General features: G+C 33.0%; 26 protein-coding genes. 19 read left to right on the forward strand and 7 right to left on the reverse strand.

Translation table 11 applies throughout. The annotated features are described in order from the left end of the window. Positions 1-489, reverse strand: coding sequence for an acyl-CoA thioesterase (locus AOG55_RS02175; RefSeq protein WP_048102115.1), 489 nt, complete (start codon positions 487-489; stop codon positions 1-3). Positions 490-654: 165 nt separating this feature from the next. On the opposite strand from AOG55_RS02175, the gene AOG55_RS02180 reads away from it, so the two are divergent. Beyond that, positions 655-1,230: a hypothetical protein gene (locus tag AOG55_RS02180; RefSeq protein ID WP_048102116.1), complete on the forward strand. Its 576-nt coding sequence runs from the start codon at positions 655-657 to the stop codon at positions 1,228-1,230. Here the strand turns inward: AOG55_RS02180 and AOG55_RS02185 are convergent. Further along, complete coding sequence (locus AOG55_RS02185) at positions 1,225-1,704, reverse strand: NOB1 family endonuclease (protein WP_231563440.1); 480 nt, start codon at positions 1,702-1,704, stop codon at positions 1,225-1,227. The two genes, AOG55_RS02180 and AOG55_RS02185, sit on opposite strands and share 6 nt — an antisense overlap. Positions 1,705-1,795: 91 nt before the next feature. On the opposite strand from AOG55_RS02185, the gene AOG55_RS02190 reads away from it, so the two are divergent. Then, entirely contained in the window at positions 1,796-2,569 is a 774-nt protein-coding gene (locus tag AOG55_RS02190; RefSeq protein ID WP_048102118.1) for a sulfite exporter TauE/SafE family protein, read from the forward strand. Here the strand turns inward: AOG55_RS02190 and AOG55_RS02195 are convergent. Then, positions 2,564-3,334 carry a HesA/MoeB/ThiF family protein gene (locus AOG55_RS02195; protein WP_048102119.1) on the reverse strand — a complete coding sequence of 257 codons (771 nt, stop codon included), beginning with the start codon at positions 3,332-3,334 and terminating at the stop codon, positions 2,564-2,566. The genes AOG55_RS02190 and AOG55_RS02195 overlap by 6 nt on opposite strands. A gap of 190 nt (positions 3,335-3,524) precedes the next feature. Here AOG55_RS02195 and map point away from each other — a divergent pair, with 190 nt between their 5' ends. Further along, positions 3,525-4,400, forward strand: a complete 876-nt coding sequence (gene map, locus AOG55_RS02200) for a type II methionyl aminopeptidase (protein WP_048102120.1) — start codon at positions 3,525-3,527, stop codon at positions 4,398-4,400. A gap of 2 nt (positions 4,401-4,402) precedes the next feature. On the opposite strand, the gene tmk is transcribed toward map, so the two are convergent. Further along, positions 4,403-5,026, reverse strand: a complete 624-nt coding sequence (tmk, locus tag AOG55_RS02205; protein ID WP_052656835.1) for a dTMP kinase — start codon at positions 5,024-5,026, stop codon at positions 4,403-4,405. A gap of 320 nt (positions 5,027-5,346) precedes the next feature. Here tmk and AOG55_RS02210 point away from each other — a divergent pair, with 320 nt between their 5' ends. Genes AOG55_RS02210 through AOG55_RS02240 form a run of 7 tightly spaced genes read left to right on the forward strand, consistent with a single transcriptional unit; the run spans position 5,347 to position 9,683 of the window. Continuing rightward, on the forward strand, positions 5,347-6,114 hold the full coding sequence (locus AOG55_RS02210) for an ABC transporter ATP-binding protein (protein WP_048102121.1): 768 nt from the start codon (positions 5,347-5,349) through the stop codon (positions 6,112-6,114). Then, positions 6,114-7,703 (forward strand): hypothetical protein, encoded by a 1,590-nt coding sequence (locus AOG55_RS02215; protein WP_048102122.1) that lies wholly within the window; start codon positions 6,114-6,116, stop codon positions 7,701-7,703. The genes AOG55_RS02210 and AOG55_RS02215 overlap by 1 nt, the downstream gene beginning before the upstream one ends. Before the next feature lie 31 nt (positions 7,704-7,734). Beyond that, positions 7,735-8,184 (forward strand): 30S ribosomal protein S19e, encoded by a 450-nt coding sequence (locus tag AOG55_RS02220; RefSeq protein ID WP_048102123.1) that lies wholly within the window; start codon positions 7,735-7,737, stop codon positions 8,182-8,184. Between the two features lie 45 nt (positions 8,185-8,229). Continuing rightward, positions 8,230-8,574 carry a DNA-binding protein gene (locus tag AOG55_RS02225; RefSeq protein WP_048102124.1) on the forward strand — a complete coding sequence of 115 codons (345 nt, stop codon included), beginning with the start codon at positions 8,230-8,232 and terminating at the stop codon, positions 8,572-8,574. A gap of 2 nt (positions 8,575-8,576) precedes the next feature. Next, complete coding sequence (locus AOG55_RS02230; protein ID WP_048102195.1) at positions 8,577-8,732, forward strand: 50S ribosomal protein L39e; 156 nt, start codon at positions 8,577-8,579, stop codon at positions 8,730-8,732. A gap of 10 nt (positions 8,733-8,742) precedes the next feature. Then, positions 8,743-9,015, forward strand: a complete 273-nt coding sequence (locus AOG55_RS02235; protein WP_048102125.1) for a 50S ribosomal protein L31e — start codon at positions 8,743-8,745, stop codon at positions 9,013-9,015. Between the two features lie 11 nt (positions 9,016-9,026). After that, complete coding sequence (locus AOG55_RS02240; RefSeq protein ID WP_048102126.1) at positions 9,027-9,683, forward strand: translation initiation factor IF-6; 657 nt, start codon at positions 9,027-9,029, stop codon at positions 9,681-9,683. Here the strand turns inward: AOG55_RS02240 and pyrE are convergent. Further along, on the reverse strand, positions 9,675-10,178 hold the full coding sequence (pyrE, locus tag AOG55_RS02245; RefSeq protein ID WP_052656837.1) for an orotate phosphoribosyltransferase: 504 nt from the start codon (positions 10,176-10,178) through the stop codon (positions 9,675-9,677). The genes AOG55_RS02240 and pyrE overlap by 9 nt on opposite strands. Before the next feature lie 78 nt (positions 10,179-10,256). Between pyrE and pyrF the strand changes: the two genes are divergently transcribed. Beyond that, positions 10,257-10,901 carry an orotidine-5'-phosphate decarboxylase gene (gene pyrF, locus AOG55_RS02250; RefSeq protein ID WP_052656838.1) on the forward strand — a complete coding sequence of 215 codons (645 nt, stop codon included), beginning with the start codon at positions 10,257-10,259 and terminating at the stop codon, positions 10,899-10,901. A gap of 62 nt (positions 10,902-10,963) precedes the next feature. Further along, positions 10,964-11,695 (forward strand): signal peptide peptidase SppA, encoded by a 732-nt coding sequence (sppA, locus tag AOG55_RS02255; RefSeq protein ID WP_048102127.1) that lies wholly within the window; start codon positions 10,964-10,966, stop codon positions 11,693-11,695. Here the strand turns inward: sppA and AOG55_RS02260 are convergent. Beyond that, on the reverse strand, positions 11,690-12,697 hold the full coding sequence (locus tag AOG55_RS02260) for a nicotinate-nucleotide--dimethylbenzimidazole phosphoribosyltransferase (protein WP_048102128.1): 1,008 nt from the start codon (positions 12,695-12,697) through the stop codon (positions 11,690-11,692). The two genes, sppA and AOG55_RS02260, sit on opposite strands and share 6 nt — an antisense overlap. Positions 12,698-12,876: 179 nt before the next feature. On the opposite strand from AOG55_RS02260, the gene AOG55_RS02265 reads away from it, so the two are divergent. From AOG55_RS02265 to AOG55_RS02285, 5 genes are all read left to right on the forward strand, one after another. Beyond that, positions 12,877-13,908 (forward strand): aminotransferase class I/II-fold pyridoxal phosphate-dependent enzyme, encoded by a 1,032-nt coding sequence (locus AOG55_RS02265; protein ID WP_055040837.1) that lies wholly within the window; start codon positions 12,877-12,879, stop codon positions 13,906-13,908. Further along, positions 13,892-15,322, forward strand: coding sequence for a cobyric acid synthase (locus AOG55_RS02270; protein WP_231563441.1), 1,431 nt, complete (start codon positions 13,892-13,894; stop codon positions 15,320-15,322). Before AOG55_RS02265 ends, AOG55_RS02270 begins: the two co-directional genes overlap by 17 nt. Beyond that, a complete protein-coding gene (locus AOG55_RS02275; protein WP_048102130.1) occupies positions 15,319-16,269 on the forward strand; it encodes a cobalamin biosynthesis protein in 951 nt (316 codons plus the stop codon). The genes AOG55_RS02270 and AOG55_RS02275 overlap by 4 nt, the downstream gene beginning before the upstream one ends. Positions 16,270-16,481: 212 nt before the next feature. Next, complete coding sequence (locus AOG55_RS02280; protein WP_048102131.1) at positions 16,482-17,366, forward strand: coiled-coil protein; 885 nt, start codon at positions 16,482-16,484, stop codon at positions 17,364-17,366. A 2-nt stretch (positions 17,367-17,368) separates the two neighbouring features. Continuing rightward, the gene (locus AOG55_RS02285) at positions 17,369-17,809 is read left to right on the forward strand and encodes a TIGR00304 family membrane protein (RefSeq protein WP_048102132.1); all 441 of its coding nucleotides are present in this window, start codon (positions 17,369-17,371) and stop codon (positions 17,807-17,809) included. Here AOG55_RS02285 and AOG55_RS02290 read toward each other — a convergent pair. Continuing rightward, a complete protein-coding gene (locus tag AOG55_RS02290; protein WP_048102133.1) occupies positions 17,790-18,872 on the reverse strand; it encodes a sugar phosphate nucleotidyltransferase in 1,083 nt (360 codons plus the stop codon). The two genes, AOG55_RS02285 and AOG55_RS02290, sit on opposite strands and share 20 nt — an antisense overlap. A 461-nt stretch (positions 18,873-19,333) precedes the next feature. Between AOG55_RS02290 and AOG55_RS02295 the strand changes: the two genes are divergently transcribed. Both AOG55_RS02295 and AOG55_RS02300 read left to right on the forward strand, forming a co-directional pair. Beyond that, a complete protein-coding gene (locus tag AOG55_RS02295; RefSeq protein WP_156150336.1) occupies positions 19,334-19,579 on the forward strand; it encodes a hypothetical protein in 246 nt (81 codons plus the stop codon). After that, complete coding sequence (locus AOG55_RS02300) at positions 19,576-21,156, forward strand: signal peptidase I (protein WP_055032639.1); 1,581 nt, start codon at positions 19,576-19,578, stop codon at positions 21,154-21,156. Before AOG55_RS02295 ends, AOG55_RS02300 begins: the two co-directional genes overlap by 4 nt. Positions 21,157-21,259: the final 103 nt, after the last annotated feature.

Genomic DNA, 21,259 nt, shown 5'->3' on the forward strand with positions numbered 1-21,259 from the left:
TCACTTGTTCAAATTTTTTCTTGCCTCCTCCAATAGTTCTATTCTCATCTTATTTCTTAATTCACCCTCGTGGTACCTCCTTTCCTCATCAGGACCCTGAATTTTAAGCCCGGGAATCTCTATGGAATGCCCGCTGTCATCTATGGCAACATAGGTAAAATAGGCCCTGGTTGTAATTTTATTCTCAGCAGTTTCAACGTTCTCAGATTTCACCGTTATTTCCACCTCCATGGTGGATCTTGTTACATAGGTAATTCTGGAATGTATGTTTACTATATATCCAAGTTTTACAGGTGATAAAAAGAAAAGGCTGTCAATGCTGCCTGTAACAACCTTTGACCTTGCATGCTTAAATGCCGTGATGCTTGCTATGTTATCCATCCATTCCACAAGCCTTCCACCATAAAGATTTCCAAATGAATTAGTATCCTCAGGTAAAACAAGCCTGCTCATCTCAGACTCTGATTCGGAAACAGTTTTTTCATTCATGCCTATAAATGTCAGACAATTTAATAATTTTATTCATTTTAAACATATTCTAATTATCTTATATTTAACCATTAAAACGGAAAATATTGTATTAGGACATAGGATATTATAAATTACCTGTTATTAAAAACGGTAAACTAATCAATAATAAAGCTATACACATAAATGGATTTATCTCCATTACAGGTAAAATATCCCAGGGGTGTTAAAACATCCGGTGGAAAGTTATATGAGGTTAATAAAAATGACATAGGCAATGAGAGTATTTTTTCAATTCTGTATCCTGTTGAACAGACAAAAAATATTGCATTGCATTTAATTGAGGCCGGTTTCTCTGATGCCACTCCAAGCTTTTATAAGGGTGAAAAATTCAGCCTTTCAAGGATAATAAAATTTCCATGGGAACTTCATTTAAGGTTATTTGAGCATAAAAATAAGGGTAAAATATTTGCACATGTTGAGATATCACGAAAATATTTTGAGCATCTTTTTATTATACAGCCTGTGGTTTATGAGGTACTTGATATACTGCAGGATAAATTTACAGGCATACAGGTAAATTATGAACCTGAAAATAAAATTGTTAAGGGTTTTTTAACAAATTATAATGTTAAACTGTTACCGCCTGAAAATTTAATAGAATGGGACCCGCTTTTAAACATAATTTATTCAGAATTTACAAAATATAAGGAAAACATAAGGGAAATCCTGGACAGGATAGAAAAAATATTAAATCTATAATTTTTTTGTAAATCTTTTAAGTTTATGCCCGCATACAGGGCATTCTTTAATGTCCTCATTATAAATTTTATGGCATCCGGTACACCGGTATAACCATCTTATTTCCCTTTTTATTTCATTTATGGATGCACCAGAATATTTTATTTTAAGCCTTGATGCAACGTTCTGTATTGCATAATCATCAGTGATTATTATGGCATTAAACTGCAATGCCAGTGCAATTATATCCATATCAGTGCTGCTTAATACATTATAATCCCCTGTTTTTTTGGATGCCTCCTTAACAATGTTAAGATACCCCTCTTCTGGTCTATAAACCCTTATGTTTTCCATGGAATCAATCAAATATTTAATATTTCCATGCTGAATTTCATTAATCACACTTTCAGGAAATATGAGATTTCCGGCTGCAATGTTAATCTTTCCTGATAAAATTGCTGAGGTATCAATTACATAATAAATATTATTTTCCACAGTACCATATTTTTTAAAATGTATAAATATATTGGTATTTAATCCTATCAGTAAATCAAATAGATTTTTAATGATTTTTTAATGTCAAATAATGGATCTAATTTTTTACATAATTTTAATCATCATTGGTATTGCAGTTGGGGCACTAACAGGTATAACCGGCAGCAGCGGTGTTATAGTTGTTGTTCCGGCCCTATCATTTATGGGCATAAATTTTAAAACCTCAATAGGCACCAGTCTTCTTGTTGATGTCATAACCACAACGATTGTTATTTATGTATATTTTAAGAAGAAAACCATTAATGTGGCAGCCGGAATAATTTTGGGAATCGGTGCCGTAATCGGCGCGCAGATAGGATCGAATATTGCCCATATACTGCCGGTCATCCCACTGGAAATTATATTTACTGCCATGGCTGCATATATGGCGTATTATTCCATTAGAAAATCATATAATATGAATAAAAAAGGAATAAAAAAATGGAATTTAAATAAGTTCTTTTCCTTCCTTTTTGGATTTATACTGAGCATACCAATAGGTATACTTACAGGTGTAATAGGCACCAGCGGTGGCATAATGTTTATACTTATAATAATACTGCTTTTTTCCATGAGGGCCCAGGATATGGTTGGAACAGCCACACTTGCAATGTTTTTATCCGCTCTGTCGGGTTCTCTTGGGTATGTCAGGATAGGGCATATAAATTATGTGGCATCCATAATCATTGGTGTTATCGCCCTAATTTCAGGCTATTATTTTTCAATTTATGCCCATAAAATAGACCAGAAGTATATCTACAGATTCCTTGGTGTGGTGTTTATAATAGTGGTTGTCAGTGAATTGATTAAAATATTAATATTATGATAAAATTGATTTTCCAAGGTTAGAATAATATGCACCAAGATATTTAAAATCCCTGTAATTGCATGCCCTGCACTCCTTATTTTTTTTAATATTTATTTTTGTGATATCTGTATTAAATGCATCAATAAAATAAAGGTCCCCTGAAATAGAACCTCCAAGCATTATCCTAACTGCCATTGTAACGGCCATGGATGCAATTGCGGATGGTACCGGGCTTAAAACTCCGGAAACAGCACATGATGGCATTTCAACAGGATCATTATTATAGCATGCATAGCATGATGTTCTTCCCGGTATTATGGCCTTTATCTCCCCGTACATCTCAATTGCAGATGTAAATATCCATGGTTTGTTAAATTTAATGCATGCATCATTTATAATAAATCTGGTGGTCATGTTGTCTGTGCCATCAAAGACAAGATCAGATTTCTCAACCAGATATGCCTTTGAAGCATCAAAAGTCTCATTATAATACTCAATATCAAGATACGGATTGATTTTTTTAATTTTTTTAAATGCTGTTTCTGCCTTGTACTTTCCAATATCATCATAATCATAAAGCAACTGCCTATGGATATTGCTTATCTCTATGATATCCCTGTCTATGATAATAAGCTTTTTTATACCCAGCCGGGCAAATAGATTGGCTGCTGCACTACCTGTTCCACCGAGACCAATTACAAGCACAGTCTTCTGAAGCAGTTGCCCCTGTCCGGTGCTGCCAATGAATTTTAAAGCCTCCTGCCTTGCGTACATCTGATTCATTTTAATTTAAAATATTTAAATAGTTTTTAATCTTTTCCAAATTCTATCCTAAATGTCATATTAATAATACTCTTGAACTGTTGGCTAATGTAACAAGATTAAAACTTGTGATGCCCATTATAGGAATGCCAAACAGATGCAATCAATTGGATAACTTAATAATATATGTTGAAATAAAAAACAGGATACTATGGATTCAGAGATTAAAAATAAGTGGCTTCTGGCTGGTAAAATCGGAAGGAAAGCACTTGAATATGCGCAGACCTTAATAGAACCCGGTGCACTCTTTTATGACGTTGCAGAGAAAACCGAGCAGTTTATCAGGGATAATGGTGCTGAACCATCTTTTCCTGTTAATTTGTCAATAAATAATGAGGCCGCACATTACACACCATTCGAGGGCGATAAAAAGAAATTTAAAACAGGCGATCTTGTAAAGGTTGATCTTGGAGCCATGATTGACGGTTATATATCAGACAATGCAGCCAGCATTGAGGTTGGCAACACCGGCAATTATTCAGATTTAATTGATTCAACCAGGGAGGCCTTAAATGCTGCAATTAAAATCTTAAGGCCAATGGTTAATATTTATAAAATAGGTGAGGAAATAGAAAATGTTATAACATCATACGGATTTAAGCCGGTAAAAAACCTTGGTGGTCATGGAATAAACAGATATGATTTGCACTCGGAAATATTTATACCAAACTATAATGATGGCAATGATGAAACAATTAAAACAGAGAAGGTTATTGCCATAGAACCATTTGCAAGCACCGGGCTTGGATTAATACATAACGGTCAGCTTGGAAATATTTATATAATCGATGATACAAAGGTCAGGGACAAAAATGAGATAATATATAAAAATTTTAATACAGTTCCATTTGCTGAGAGATGGCTGGCAAAAATTAAAACAGATTATAAGGAATACATCAAAAAAATGATGTTAAGCAGATACATCTCCGGATTCCCCGTGTTAAAGGAACACAATAAGGCAATGATTGCACAGTCAGAGCATACAATCATGATCTTAAACGATGAGATAATAGTAACAACATTATAAAATCATAATAATTTCTCTATTATTTTAATAGTGTCGTTTAAAACCATATTTTCAGGCCTGTTTGCATCTATATACTCGACCCTTATATCCGTGCCAGTAAATTTTTTAATATTTTTGAGGAAATATAAATAATATGTGGATACAAAGCCCAGAACATTTTTTTTCTCAAGAACTGATAATTTCTCATCCCTGTATTTTAAAACTTTTCTATTATTTATTATTCTTTTCAATGCTGTATCTATTTTTACATCCAAATAAATAATCACATCTGGCATGCATTTTACAGGCCTTGAAACATCCATAAGATACTGAATTGTTTCATCAATGCCTGAAAAAAATCTCTCTATTAGCGGCCCCTCATAGGCTATTGATGACGCTATGTATCTATCTGATATAACTATATTTTTTATATTTTCCTTTATTTCCTTTTGATGCCTTATTCTATCATATGTAAACAGAAAAAAATCAAGTATCGAGTTATATTCATTTTCCAGGGGTACAAGACCGGCATAGTCAAAGCCATCTGTTGGTTCTCTCGTGTAATAAAAATCTGGAAATGTATTTTTTAGATTATTTACAAGCGTTGTTTTTCCAGACCCATCGATGCCCTCTATGTTAATAAACATTGCAGCCTCATTATAATTCTGTATAATAATATTTAGAAAAATAAAAGTCAAAATAATTATTCAACCATTGAGGTGCCAGACCACCATTATTATGCATACCTGATTCATCCACAGTGGTTTAACATAACTCCTCATGGCCTAATTTTCTGTATTTCCTGGACAACTTATAATGGTCGAAGGTTTGTATTTAATTGCCCGCATTATTAATTGTTAAATACATCACATGGAATCTTAATCACAGTGATTCATAAATTAAACGTTCACGCCTCCAGAGGGTTTAACAGTAAAATTATATATAATATTTTTGCTTACTTAACATATTGAGCTTTATAGAAATTAAGGATTTGGTTAAAAAATACGGAAATACGACGGCCATAAATAATATTACACTGGATATTGATGGCGGTCAGATTTATGGCATACTGGGCCCTAATGGATCGGGAAAGACAACTTTATTAAAAATAATCTCTGGGATCCTGCCTCCAACCTCAGGGTCTGTTACAGTCAATGGAATAAATGCTGTAACCGGTGCAGACAGTATTAAAAAGTTTCTTGGATATATACCGGAAACCCCTGCTTTATATGAATCGTTAACACCCATAGAATTTTTTAATTTTATAGGATCAGTTTTTAATATAGACAGCGCCACTCTTAAGGAGCGCATAAATGCGTTTTCATCAGCACTTGAAATTGAAAAGTATATGAATGAATTTATTGGGTCATTATCATTTGGTACAAAACAAAAGGTTGCAATTATCTCTGCATTAATCCATGATCCGCAACTTCTTGTTATGGATGAGGGTATGAATGGTTTAGACCCAAGGTCTTCCAGAATAATAAAGGAGCTTTTAAGAGATTTTGCGAGCAAGGGAAGAACGGTAATATTCTCAACGCATATTATGGAGATTGCAGAAAATGTATGCGATACAATATCAATACTTTATAACGGAAATATAGCAGGTACAGGATCTCTTGAAAAATTGAAGGAGGAGGCCGGATCAAACAATACGGACCTTGAGGAAATATTTTTAAGATTGACAGGTGATAATGATCTTGATACATTATTAAATTCATTGAAGGATTTATAATGAAGCACACTGAATTATTTCTAAGCAGGCTTCTTATAGTGGAGCAGCGATACCTGGCTGTTAAGGACACAACAAAATTTCAGAATGCGGTAAATTCTGCAAATAAGCAGGGATATTTTTTTAGAAATATTCTATCCACATATATAATGAATGCATTTACATTTATTTTATTCTCACTTTTAATTAACTCATTGTATTTTGGTGAAAGGAGCCCAGATTCAATAGCCTCATTTGGAATCATATTGTTTTCCTATCTTTTTTTGCTTGGTATTTATAATTCTGTAAATTTCATAAATACAATATATGCCTATGACCTCATGGCCCCATTAAAATCGCTTCCTGTTACTGTAAATCAAAACGTTCCATTTATTTCATGGTTTGTTTATAACTCATCGTCATATATGTTTGTTATAGTTCCATCAATAATTTATTTTTACATACTTACAGGGGATATTCAGACGATTGTTCTTGGTGTACTTTATTCGTTTATGTCACTAATACTTGGTTTTATTATATCAACAGTTATATTTATTTACAGGGGTGCCAGGACATCAAGACATTCATCAATAAGGAATTTCATTAGAATCACATTTACATTTTTGCTTCTTGGATTATTCTATGTAATTTTAGAAAATCCAAATTATTTTTCAGAAATGACAACTATTTTTAACAGTTTGCCCACCGTTTTAAAATATTTCTTATTTCCAATAAACATTGAATACATAGTGTATTTAAATTATTCATCCGGATTTATTATCAGGTTTCTTGAAATTATATTATCTTTTATATTTTTATTCGTTCTTATTTTTGTCTATTATAAAATTAGAAGAAGACTTTTCTATATGCTAATGTCATCAGAGGAACAGAAAAATTCTGAGAAAATATCAACAGGCATAAAGAAGGATAAATTATATGTTGCATTTTTAAAGAAGGATATTAAAACAACATTTAGAAAAATTCAAAATCTAACATACATATTTGTGCCAATACTTTTTGTGCTCCCATTCTTCTTTGCAATCATTGAACCGGAAACCGGTGGCATATCACTGGGCATTTTTATTTCCATCATATATCTAACAGTTATAGTCTCCGCATTTTACTCAATATTCCTTCTTGTTATTGAGGGAAAGGGCATAGAAATTTTAAACTCGCTGCCTGTTGGCAGAGGGCAAATATCAGAATATAAGACAATATTTGGCATGATTATATTTTTTGTTTTAATATCCATATATATGCTTGTTATGGATATTTTCTCCCCCGGGCATATATTGGAATATATATTTGACTGGTCCAATGCTATTATTATGTTTTTTGTTATATTATCCATAAATATCAGAAGGTTAATTAAAAAATTACCAGAGGGGGTTACCAGCATTAATTATTACTCATTTGGAAGATACCCAATGGCCATGCTTTTTATTATTTCAATAATTATAGCATTAATTTCTGTAGTTTCAAGCATGGCCTTATCATATTTTGTATCCCACGCCCTTAATTATTATGTTTACTGGGATTTACCTGTTAATATTGTTATATTATTAATATTAGTTTTAAATACCAGCACATTTAAAATACGAAAATATTATTAATAGTTTATAAATAAACCTACATCGTGATAAAATGGTTAATGTAAAGGAAGTTCCAGCTGAGGCATTAATTTCGGAAATAGTTAATGAATTTAAATCCAGGAATGTTGAAATTCCAGAATGGACTATGTTCTTAAAGGATGGAAAGGGCAAGGAAAAATCATGGACACAGCCAGACTGGTATTATACCAGACTGGCCTCAATACTAAGAAAAATTTATATAAAAGGGAACATAGGAATTTCAAGGATGAGCCAGGAATATGGCAGCAGGCAGGACAGGGGTACAAAAAGATACCATCCTGTACAGAGCAGCAGGTTCATTATAAGGTACATGTTTCATGCCCTTGAGACAATGGGCTATTTAAAAAAAGATAAGGCTGGCAGGGTACTCACACCGGCAGGCCAGGCACTGCTTGATAAGGCATCAAGGGACGCCATGAAAAAGGCTGTTGAGAATAACAAGGTTCTAGAAAAATATTTATGATAAAATTTATCAAGGTTATAATAATATTATATTCCGGTGTTGTAAATGTCTGCTGACGATGATGAACTGGAGCGAATAAGGCAAAGAAAACTGGCCGAACTCGAAAGAGAATCCCAGGAAAGGGCAATGGAAAGCGAGAGCCGGAGGCAGGCACAGGAAGAGGAGGCAAGGAAGCAGCAAATATTGAGGCAGATACTCTCTTCTGAGGCAAGGGAGAGGCTCAATACATTGAGGCTTGTTAAGCCCGAGCTTGTTGATAATGTCGAAAATCAGTTAATTCAACTTGCCAGTATGGGCAGGATCAACAGGGTAATAAGCGATGCCGAGTTAAAAAACATCCTGTTAAGATTGACCGGCACACAGCATGAAACAAAAATAGAGAGGAGATGAAAATGAGCAGAAATAAGCCACTAGGTAAAAAGTTAAGATTGATGAATAGAATAAAATCAAATAGAAGGGTACCTGGCTGGGTCATGCTGAGAACAGACAGGCATGTAACACAGAACCCAAAAAGGAAAAACTGGAGAAGGTCCAATTTAAAGCTTTGAGGTGTTTATAATGGTTGAGGAACAGAATTTAACAAATGAGCAGATAATAAATGTATCCCTGAGGGCCGCAAGGTTTTCATCCAGAAGCCGCAGGGCAGACACTGCAATTAAAATTATAAAGGAGCAGGTTGCAAAATACACAAAATCTGATATGGGCATGATATGGGTGGATAATAAGGTTAATGAGGCCTTATGGAGCAGGGGTAGAAAGCACATACCCACAAAAATAAGCCTTAAGGTAATAAAATTAGAGGATGGAACCGCTGAAATCATCCTACCATAAAATATAAAGTTATGATTAAAAAATTATCAATTTTTGGCAGTGATTTTATTGGCGTTTACGTTAAATCATTTAAGGATATGGCATTTATCCCAAAAAACCTGAATGACGATATTGAAAAGGTTATACAGGATACCCTTAAGGTTGAAACAAAGAGGATAATAATAAATAATTTTAGCCTTATTGGGACAATGATTGCGTTTAATTCAAACGGCATAGTTGTGTCAGGCCTTTCAGGGCCTGAAGATTTTCAGGGTATTGACCTTGACGGTAGAAATATACTATTTTTAAAGGACAGGTTAAATGCCGTTGGAAATAACATAATTACAAATGATAAAACCGCGGTAATACACCCATCATTTACAGAATCCTCAGAAAAAGCGATTGAGGATACACTTGGTGTTGAGGTTATAAAATCGACAATTGCAGGGGTTAAAACTGTTGGGGCTGTTGCCGTATTAAATGATAAGGGCATGCTTGTATCCCCAGAATCCAGTGAGGATGAAATACAAAAACTTAAAGATCTTTTTGGGGTTAATGTAAACACCGGAACAGCCAATTTTGGAAGCTATTATATAGGTGCATCCATTATAACCAATTCCAGTGGAATACTTGTTGGAAATGCAACAACATCAATAGAAATAGGAAGAATAGATGATACACTATCTTAGTTGAGATACAGTTATAACAGGTATTAGATTTATACCGTTTTCTTTTAAAAATTCTTTTGCGCCCTCCTCACGGTCAACAACACATATGGCATTTTCCACCACAGCACCATGGCTTCTTAATATCTCCACAGATTTTAAAATAGAACCGCCTGTTGTTGCAACATCATCTATAACATCTATTTTTTCCCCATTGTTAATTTCTCCTATCCATCTCTTATTTGTGCCATGAGTTCTTTCAGTCTTCCTTATTATTACATAATCTATTTTAGTTTTCAGTGCGGTGGCCACAAGTATTGGAACAGCACCAAGCTCCATGCCTGCAATCTTTTTTGCAGATATTTTTAACGATATTGCATCTGCCATGGCATTAAGTATTTCTGGCCTTGTTGATGCCTCCTTAATGTCAACATAATAATCAGATTTTTTACCTGATGTGAGGACAAAATAGCCAAACTTAACAGCTCCAGATTCCAGAAGCGTTTCCCTGATTCCCATATAGGTTTATTATAGTATGTATTTTTAATCTTTTTATACAATTTAATCTTTTTATACAATTAACCTTAATATGTCTTAATGGACTTACCAACAATGGAAGACAGCAAAATTATTTTTGCACTGGATGTGTATGACCGAGATACTGGAATAGAGCTGGCTAAAAATCTGGCAGATCAGGTTTTCGCCATAAAAGTTAACTGGCCAATCATACTTGAAAACGGCATAAAAATAATATCTGAGCTTTCAAAATATTCAAAGATAATATGTGATTTTAAGCTGGCTGATGTGGAAAACACCGACAAACTGATTACAGAAAAGGTTGCACAGTATGGTGCATGGGGTATTATATCACATGCATTTACAGGCATAAAATCATTAAGGGCGGTTGTAAAATCTGCAGGCCAGATGAAGGTTTTTTCGGTTGTTTCAATGTCCCAGGAATCATATATAGATAATGTATATGATAAGCTCGTGGATGATTCATTAAAGGCTGGAGTTTTTGGGCTTGTGGCTCCGGCAAACCGTCCGGACAGGCTTAAAAAAATAAGGGATATTTCTGGGGATATTAAGATCATAGCACCTGGTGTTGGGGCCCAGGGGGGTAATATCATATCTGCAATTATGGCGGGCGCAGATTATATTATTATAGGCAGATCAATATATGATTCTCCAGATCCCATTGGGGCCATAAAAAAATTTAATGATGAGGCCACAAAATTATGAGAATTAAAAATATATAAAACATTTTAACAATAAATTTAATATGTTATGTTCATTAATTGATTATGTACATTGCAACATTAAATATAAACGGAACAATAAATCAGAATATGGTTTCCAGAATAATGCCGGTACTGGATTATGTGTATAATAAAAACAAGGTTAGGGGTTTGATTCTCATAATTAATTCCGGTGGCGGGGATGCAAATTCAACAGAAATAATTTATAATAAGCTAAGAAAAATAGCAGAAAAAAAACCTGTTTATTCATCAATTCTTGGGACTGGCGCCTCTGGTGCCTACTGGCTTGCGTGCGCATCTGAAAAAATTTTTGCCATGCCCACATCAATAGTTGGATCCATAGGTGTTATAAGCATATCAGCAGATGTATCCGAGTTCCTAAGTGCTGCCGGTATTAGGCCAAGGATAACAAAAATAGGAAAATATAAGGATATGAACTCGCCATTCAGGCCCATGACAGATGAGGAACAAAACATATACTATGAAATAATGCAGGACGTTTTTAAAAGGTTCAGGGATGAGGTTAAATCAAGAAGAAACATCAAAAATATAGATGATGTTGCCACCGGTCTTGTATTTTCATCATCAAGGGCAAAGGAATTATCCTTAATAGATGAGATAGGTGATACGGAGGCATGTATAAACGATATGAAAAACAGAATCAAATCTGGTATTGGCATTAAGGATTTAACCCCACGCGGTGGTATAATATCCAGATTTATCTCAATGTCCACCGATTCATTTTTTAGCGAATTTTTTAAAAACAGGATCTCATAAAAATGAATTATACACCTTTTTGATCTCATCATATATTAAATTTTCATTTTTATTTATAACATATGCAATTCCAAAGGCAGCACCAAAACCGGTACCTTCCTTAACATATCCCTGTTCATAATAATCAAGACCCTGTATTCCGGAAAAATTGGTTTTTGCATATATTATGTTACCGCCTGCAATATCACTTAATAAATCGCCACGGTCATTAATTATATAACCTGTTGTAAATATATATCTTTTCTCATGAGATTTGTTTATTATTTTATCAAGGAGATAAACGCACGCCATCTGTGTGCCTCCGGCATACATTATTGTTGAATTTCTTACAGCCCCTGATATGCCTGTGGCAAGTGCCATCATGTAATCACCATACTGTATCATTGAATCCATTGCATTATTAACAGGTTTATATCGCTGAAAGGCCTCATCTGCAACCTTCCTCTTTAACTGATCAGGCCCGGATTTCATTGAACTGCTGGTCATATAATCATAACCAAGCGATCTAAGAACCATGTATGCTGTTGTTGTCCCGCCGGGAACGCTTTCAGCAAGAACAATATACTTATATTTTTTATCCAGCATCCTGCCAATATACCTGCCTGTTTCAACTGCCACATCATATTTGGTAAGTGCCTCCTGTTTTCTTGGGTCATTTGCAGGCCCAAGTTTTGTATGTAAATATGGAATCTTTGGTGATTCATAAAATCCAGCATCAACTATCAAAATATCAACACCCGAAACCAAATTTGCCGCCCTTGTTATTATTGACGGTGTGGGTATACCGTTTTCGGTCATTGGTATAACATCATAGGAAATGCATTTTCCAGAATATATAATCTCTGAATCAAGAACCGGTGTCAAAAACGTGAGCTCAGAGTTTTCACCTGCGGCAGATATTCCCGGAATTTTTGATATCTCTGTGCTACCGGCAAGCAAAACATATATTATATCATCATTTCTATCAATTTTATTTATTATGCTGTTTCCCTGAATAATCATGCATTTTTTATGCATTCCTTACCATAAACTTTTCCTGAAAAAAATTGTAATAAAACTAAAATGAATTTTTAGGACCCAAAAATTTAGATGCAGTTATTATAAAGTTAAATTTTATACATTAATATTATAAGGCATTTCATTTATAATAAAATTAAATAATTTAATAAATATTAACAATGATGCACGGTGGCAGGGTCCATGAAACTGCAAGGGAAAACGGTTTTAACATAAAATCAATCATTGATTTTTCCTCTAGCATGAATGATTTTATTAAATTACCCGAGATTACCATGGGTAGGGAATGCATTGAAAATTATCCTGACACAGATTATGAATATTATAAAAATTACATATCAGGAGGGGAATTTAAAAAAGATAATATATTAATTGTCCCAGGATTGACATATTTTATCCATAGAATTATGCTGCTTTCATCAGGCAATATAATTATTATAACCCCCACATTCAATGAATATTTATATGCAAGATCAAACTCCAAAAAAGTTGAGATTCCTTTATATGTGATTCAAAAAAATCCATACATTTTAAAAAATTATAATTTTAACTCAATATTTATTGTGTATCCATCAAGCCCAACCGGAGAATTAATGGAAGCCAATGTTATGAATGCAATATTAAATATAAGTTTGTTAAAAAACGCCCGTGTTTTTCTTGATGAATCATTTATATATTTTTCAGAAAAAAGGCCGTTAAATGAAATTTCATTGATTAATAAATATGGCAATCTATTTGTGTGCAGGTCATTAACAAAGGCTTTTTCAATTCCCGGTCTTAGAATCGCCTATGTGGCATCAGCCCCTGAAAATATCATCATGATGGAACATGATTTTGATCCATGGCGTATGTCCTCTGCATCACTTAAATATATATCTAAAATTAATTATAATAATCTGGCAGGACTTCCAGAGATGGTTACGCTTGAGAGAAATTATATTATTAAAAGGATGATGGGGCTTGGTTTCACTCCTGTTGGAAAACCGGTTGCAAATTATATAACATTTAAGGCCCCAGAACATATAAATATACTTGATCTTGATAAATTTTTAAAATCAAACGGCATATTAATAAGGATTCTTGATGATTATAAGGAATTTGGAACAAATTATATTAGAATTTCTGTTAAACGGAGGAATAAAAATGTTAGGCTAATATCAAAGATAAAGGAATACATGGGTGATTTATATAGGTAAAATAATACAGGTTCTTGGCACAACATCGGATTCAGGTAAGACCACTGTGGCCATGGCTCTATGCAGATACTACTCTGACCTGGGCTTTAGAGTCGCACCATTTAAAGCTGTAAACATGTCATTAAATTCAATATCCATAAGAAATGATGGGGAAATATCCCGTGCTCAGTGGTTGCAGGCGCTGGCCGCAAGGACTGAACCAGACGTCCATATGAATCCGTATATACTTAAGCCAGAGGGTTCAGGAAAATCACAGTTAATAGAACTTGGAAAATCGAAAGGTTCCATGCCACTAAATGAATATTTTAATTATCTTAAAATGCATGCCCCGGATGTTATTAAAAAATCCCTTGACTATCTGCTTGAACATTATGATATTATTATAGCCGAGGGTGCCGGATCACCCGCGGAGATTAACATGTTTGGCAGTGATTTTGCCAATACCTTTGTTTCAGGTATCTATAACACGCCTGCAATACTTGTTGCCGACATAGACCGCGGTGGCGTTTTTGCCTCCATTTATGGTACAGTAAAATTAATGGAGAGACCTGATCTATTAAAATATATAATAATAAATAAGATGCGGGGTGATACATCAATACTTGAAACAGGCATAAATAAAATAGAGGAACTTACCGGGAAAAAAATTATTGGCATAGTTAAATATACAAACATAAATCTTCCAGGAGAGGATTCCATGAATTATAATAATTCAAAACTTTACAGCAGAAATGTGGCCATAATAAAATATCCACACATGGAAAATTATAGCGATTTTGATCCATTATATTTATTTGGTATAGGTTATAATTATGTTGACAAAAATAATGTTGATGATATTCTGGATGCAAAAATAATAGTCCTGCCAGGATCGAAACTTGTATACTCTGACCTTGAATATATTAAAAATCATGGCATATATGAAAAAATAATGGAGATGTCAGGAAAATCAATAATAATAGGCATATGTGGTGGATACCAGATGCTTGGAAATAAAATAATGGACCCACATAGAATAGAATCAGAACAAACAGAATATACCGGTCTCAATTTACTGGATGCTGTAACATACTACAATGAAAAGAAAACTGCACGTGGTGTAACATACAGGCTAAATTCCAAACTATTTGGTAATACATCATTTTTTAATGGATATGAAATACATTTTGGATCAGTTTATGATCAAAATGATGCCCCTTTAAATGAATTGTGCGGGGGCTATGAGGGCTCAATCAATAAGAACGTAATTGGAACAAACATACATGGGATCTTTGAAAACACTGAATTCCTGGAGTATCTATTTGGATTAAAATTCCAGAATTATAACTCCATACTAAATAATAACATAGATACAATATCAAGGTCCATAATTTCAGGCATAAATGAAAAATATCTTAAAGAACTGATATTATGACACTAATTATATTGTTTCCAATTATTATTCTGATATTTTCTTATATATATGATATTTTTCTTGGCGAACCACCATTAAAAATACATCCGGTTGTGATTCTGGGAAAAATCATTGATTTTACATCCATTTATTTTAGAAAAATAAGCCAGAAAAGAATTGCAGGGCTTTTATTTCTTTTATTTATCATTATTTTATATGTAATTCCCTCAGCAATCCTATTTCTAATATTTCGCCTCAATAATCCCTATGCAATCTTAATTTATCTTTTAATTTCCATCTATATTTTGAAGTCCACATTTTCGGTAAAATCCATGCATGACCATATATTAAAAATTATTCATGCACTGGAATTAAACAATATTGACATGGCCAGGAGAAGTACATCACTTGTTGTCAGGCGCAGTACCGAGAATATGACACCGGGTCTTATATCATCGGCCGCTATAGAAACAATAGCCGAGGGCTTTGTTGATGGTTACCTCACCCCAATTTTTTTTTACTCATTTACCGGGCTGGCCGGTGCACTGGCATGCAGGGCCATAAATACTATGGATTCAATGGTGGCATATAAGGATAAAAAAAATATTAAATTTGGATATTTTACTGCACTAGCAGACACAATTATTAACTACATACCTGCAAGGCTTTCGTGTATTATCTTTTTCATTAGCTCAATGATTCTTGGCTATAAATCAAAATTCAGAACCGGTATTAATTCAACAGATAGTGTTAATGCCGGATTTAGTATAAATTCAATGGCTGGAATATTAAACGTGAGGCTTGAAAAGGTTGGTGAGTATATTATAAATGAATCTGGCAGGGAACCCAATATCAACGATATTAAAAGGGCACTGAAAATTTATTATTTATCAAGTTTAATATCCTTAGTTTTTGCGTGCATAATAATCTATATTTTGTATCTTGCCGGGATAGTTTTAATAATTTAGAGGTTTTATATTAATTCATATTTTTATTATAAGATTAATATAAATTTAAATATTGGGATAAATAAGGATATTCGTGATAACAGATTTTGCATTTAAATGTGTATTAATGAAGTTAATTATAGGAATACTTATATAGTCTTTTTAAATACAAATCTTGGAACTGTAAGATGTTTAAAATAATCTTGCAGTAAAAAGACTGTCGAAGTGTTATCATGACCGATCTTTTAGAAGATTTTGAAACAAAGAGAGAATCAATCCGGGAAGAGGTTGAATCACACATTAAAAAGCGAGATGAGGCTAATGCACAGGCGCAAAAATATGCCAAGATCCGGGACGAACTTAATCAGAAAACCCATGAAATGAGGGAGCAGGCCAAGGCTAAGATCGCTGAAAAAAACGACCTTATTGAGAAGATCAAAACCTTAAGGGAAGAAAAGGAGGAGCATTATAAAAATCTATCAGAACTTAAAAAGAAGCTCAGGGAAATTAAAAGCGGGGAAGCGTCCGGACTGGATATTAAGGATATTAAGGCCAAGGAAAAGGAACTCCAGTATCTTGAAAAAAGGCAGCAGACAACAGAGCTTACAAAGGAGGAAGAAAATAAAATTATAGTGGAAATAAGAAGACTTAACAATGAAATCAGGAAGGCCAAGGCAAACAGGGAGGAGGAACTATTAAAAAATAAGGACATAAAGGAGCTAACTGATAAAATTAATGAGGAAAGAGCACTTGGAGAGCAGTATAAAAAGCAGATAGAGGAAATGTCAGAAAAGATCTCGAAATTAAGTGATGAGATCAATACCATGCTTCAGGAGCTTGATGAGGTACGCCATACAGCAGATGAGAACCATGAACTATTTGTAAAATACAGTCAGGAATCAGAAAAGGAGCATGCCGCATTTATAAAGGCAAAGAACGATTTAAGGGATCTGGAAAAGGCCATATATGCCATAAAAAATAAAACAAAGGTTAGCAAAAAGAAGGAAAAGGAATCTGAACTTCAGGAAAAGGCCTCAGAGCTTTATGAGAAGTTTAAGGCTGGAGAGCAGCTTACCACAGAGGATCTTTTAATTTTGCAAAAGGCTGGTTTCCTGTAATTATGAAAACCTACAAGGTAGGATTTTTATTAATAATTTCCGGATTTATACTATCATTAATTTTCGCCGTGCTGGGCATAGATAAGGTTGGATTATTTCTCTTTTTTCCATTTATTATAAGTACCAATCCTGTTTCAATAATACCATTTTTATTAATTTTTATAGGTTTTATAATGCTTTTTATATCCCCTATATTTGTCTTAAGGAATGAATATGAAAATAAATACGATGATTACTATAATAATGATATCTATCAGAATTTAAATCAGGATAAAAATGTAATAAATGAGGATAAGAATAAAAAAAATTCATTTGGTGGCCTCATAATGGTTGGGCCCATACCAATTATTTTTGGTAATGATAAAAAAATGATTTATATATCCATGATAATAGTTGTTATAATAATACTTCTTTATATATTCTTTATATATCATCTTCTATAATCTTTGATGCCAGTGATACGTTATATATTCTTGATTTACCCTTTAATTCCAGTTCTGGTGATATTATGCTGTCCACAATTTCTGAATCCTGGCCAATAACACAATCCCTCATTATCACAGAATTCTTTATTTTTGAATTCTCTCTAACTGTTACATTGGGCATTAATATTGAATTCTCTATCTCAACATTTTTTTCTATATTAACAAAATCATATATGGCCGAGCTCTTTATTTTAACATCCCTGTCAATTTTTATTGAGTTCCCTATATAACTGTTATAGATCTGGCATGAATCAAATTTGGATGATGTTTCTATTATGTTTTTTCCCTTTATAAGTTCATCATTGTATTCCTTTCCATATTTATTCACCATTATCTGATTTGCCCTTATAAGGTCGTTGGGCCTTCCCGTATCAAGCCATATGCCCTTCCCAACATAACCATATATTTCAATGTTTTTTCTTAATAATCTTGGAAAAAGGTCACGTGCGAAATCATAGGGCACTGTTTTAATGTAAGATAATATTTCGGGCTCAATAACATATATGCCTGTATTGGCTATATGTGAGAATGTTTCCGATTCTGATGGCTTTTCCAAAAATTTAGTTATTTTATTATTCTTAAGCTCCACTATCCCAAACTGGCTTGGGTCAGAAACCTCTGTTAAAACTATGGTAATTTTGGCATTATTCTTTTTATGGAAATTGATAATATCCTTTATATCAAAATCAGATAATATATCCCCGCTGCCAACAACAAAGGTATCATCTATGAAATTGGATATTAATTTTATGCTGCCTGCCGTACCAGCCGGCTCTTTTTCAACGGAAAACAATATGCTCTGATCCGAATTTTTTGTTTCAATTATACTTTTAATAAGGGCCTCAAATTTGTAACCTGTTGTGACTATGACATCATTTATTCCGGCCCTGTAGAAAGAGTCAAGAAGATATGACATGCATGCCTTTCCGGCCACAGGTATTATTGGTTTTGGAATGGAATATGTTATTGGTCTGAGCCTTGTACCCTTTCCGCCAGCCATTACAACTGCTTTAAAAACCATGAATACCAATAATATATTATCTTATTAATTTTTTTAATGTATGTATAATTTTAATGTAAAATTTAAATATTCCAGTGAATATTAATGCGTGTTGATTTAAATGAATCATATAATTTTTATAAAAAAAGCAGTCTCTGAGGCATTTGCCAGCATATAGTTATTGGTTTATATGAAGAAAGTTTTAGCATCAAAAAGATTAGATCTATAGGTGTTTGTTAACATGGTTAACAGAAACCAGAACAAGATTACTAGAAATTCATTTATATAAATACGTGGATTTATTTCTAATAGATTTATTTATAAATTATTTATTAATAATAGTATCGATATATATACAATTATTTATTATAATATTTATGAATAACTATACGACTAAAAATAGAAGCTATAGATGGATTGGCATTGCGGTGTTGTTTTCATCTTTTACTGCTTTGTTGGCAATTACATTAAGTGGTATAAATTTGTACGGAAATAGCGCCATTTTAGCTCTTTATTTTACTAATCACATATCACTTTCTTCAGCTGAGTTATCTCTCAGTGCTCTGGTTTTTCCTGCAGGATTTGCAATAAAATATCTGCTGGGCACAGCAGGATATGAAGCCTTTATTGACGGAACAACAATAATTTTTATCAGGTATACCGTTCTCGATGTTTTGGGATTTTGGGGATGGATGATACCGGCTTCAATATCAGGTGCATCAGCATGACTAAGAAAATAAAAAGCTTAAATTATGACATTTATTCCTATTTTTTATATTATTTTTTAGTTTTATATTTTGCCATAATTTTTGTGGCCTTTTTTCATACATCTATATTCATACTTTCTTCCACAATTAAAAGAGAAATATTTATTGCATTGGTACTGTATCTAAGCTTTTTGTCAATGAATTATTATAAAACAGGATATTTAAAGCCTTTATATGCATTACTGGAGTTATTTCCACTCCTTCCAATAATTTTATATTTTAAGGGTAAGTTCTTTTCTAAAAACCAAAAGGAGTTAGGTACATATTTTATATACTCTCTCCTATTATTTATTTTTATTTTTTCCTTTACCATTGTGATTTCTGCATTAGCATTGATATATAAACCTTTATTTTTCAGCATGGTTGGAAGTAAGCCCTATGCAGATAAATTTTTGAAGCCTGTAGCTGTCTATAAAAATACTTCGTCTTTCATAATTTTACATAATCTAGCATTTCTTTCATTAATAATATTGGGTGGCCCATTTCTATATATTCCAACCTTCGCCGGTTCGTATTTCATGGCTATAATTACAATGCCAGTACTGGCAGGCGCTATTATAAGCGGATATTTTAATTATATTTTACCAAACGCTATTCTGGAAATTTCTGGAACAATAATAGCCGCTGCCTCCTCTTTTATTTTATTCATGTTTGTATTGGAATCAATTAAAGAAAATAAGCAATTTATATTCCCTAAAAAATATTTAAAATACATCATTTCTGGACTTATTATGTCCCTTATGAGTTTTCTGTTTGCATGGCCTATTGAAGTTTTATTGATTACTAGGAACATCACGTTTGTATGGCTTAAGGCCTTCTATTTTATTGATTTATATATTCTGGTGGTTGATTTCATCATTATTTTTAAGTTATTCAGGGGAACTTTCATGTCCCCTCTAGAATATTTTAGCCTTTATTTTTTCATCTCTTTATTTTTATTTGGTTTAGTTGGTGCAAAAACAATACACTCATCAATTTGGTATTTAATATTATTTGGTACCTTCTCCAATTATTTTATGTTATATTCACTATTTTCAATATTTAATTCTAATAATGAAATAGGTAAAATAGATGGTGACCTCATTTATGTAATAGCGAGGGGAAAAAGTATGACCCCTGTCATAGAGGGGGGAGATATTCTTATTATTAAGAGAGTTAACAGCATAGAAGAATTAAGTATTGGTGATATAATAACATATAGAACATCCGCCATATATTCACCACTGAATAATTCTGGAATTGTAACCCATAGAATAATTAAAATTATGGGGGATAAAATTTTTGCCAAGGGTGATAATAACGCGTCTATTGATGCTCAAACAATATACCCTGATGATATTATAGGTGTTGTATTAGCAAAATTAACATATATAACAGGAAAGGTACAAACATTGGAGATTTTAAAACAGGATGATAAAATTAAAAGCGAATTTCCCTACATTAATAATTTAAATCCAAGAGTTAAACATAATAATCAGTTTCATGAATTTTATCTAGTACTAATATCCTTTTTATTAATCATCTTGGTATTGGTTTAAATTGTAATTTTTCTCTAAAGTCTAGAATAAAAATTGATCTTTTTAATCTTAAAAAAGTCAATTAATTTTAAATATGATTGAATGGATGTGATTTATATTTGGA

The sequence above is a fragment of the Acidiplasma cupricumulans genome, from assembly GCF_001402935.1.
In the GTDB taxonomy this organism is placed as follows: Archaea; Thermoplasmatota; Thermoplasmata; order Thermoplasmatales; family Thermoplasmataceae; genus Acidiplasma; species Acidiplasma aeolicum.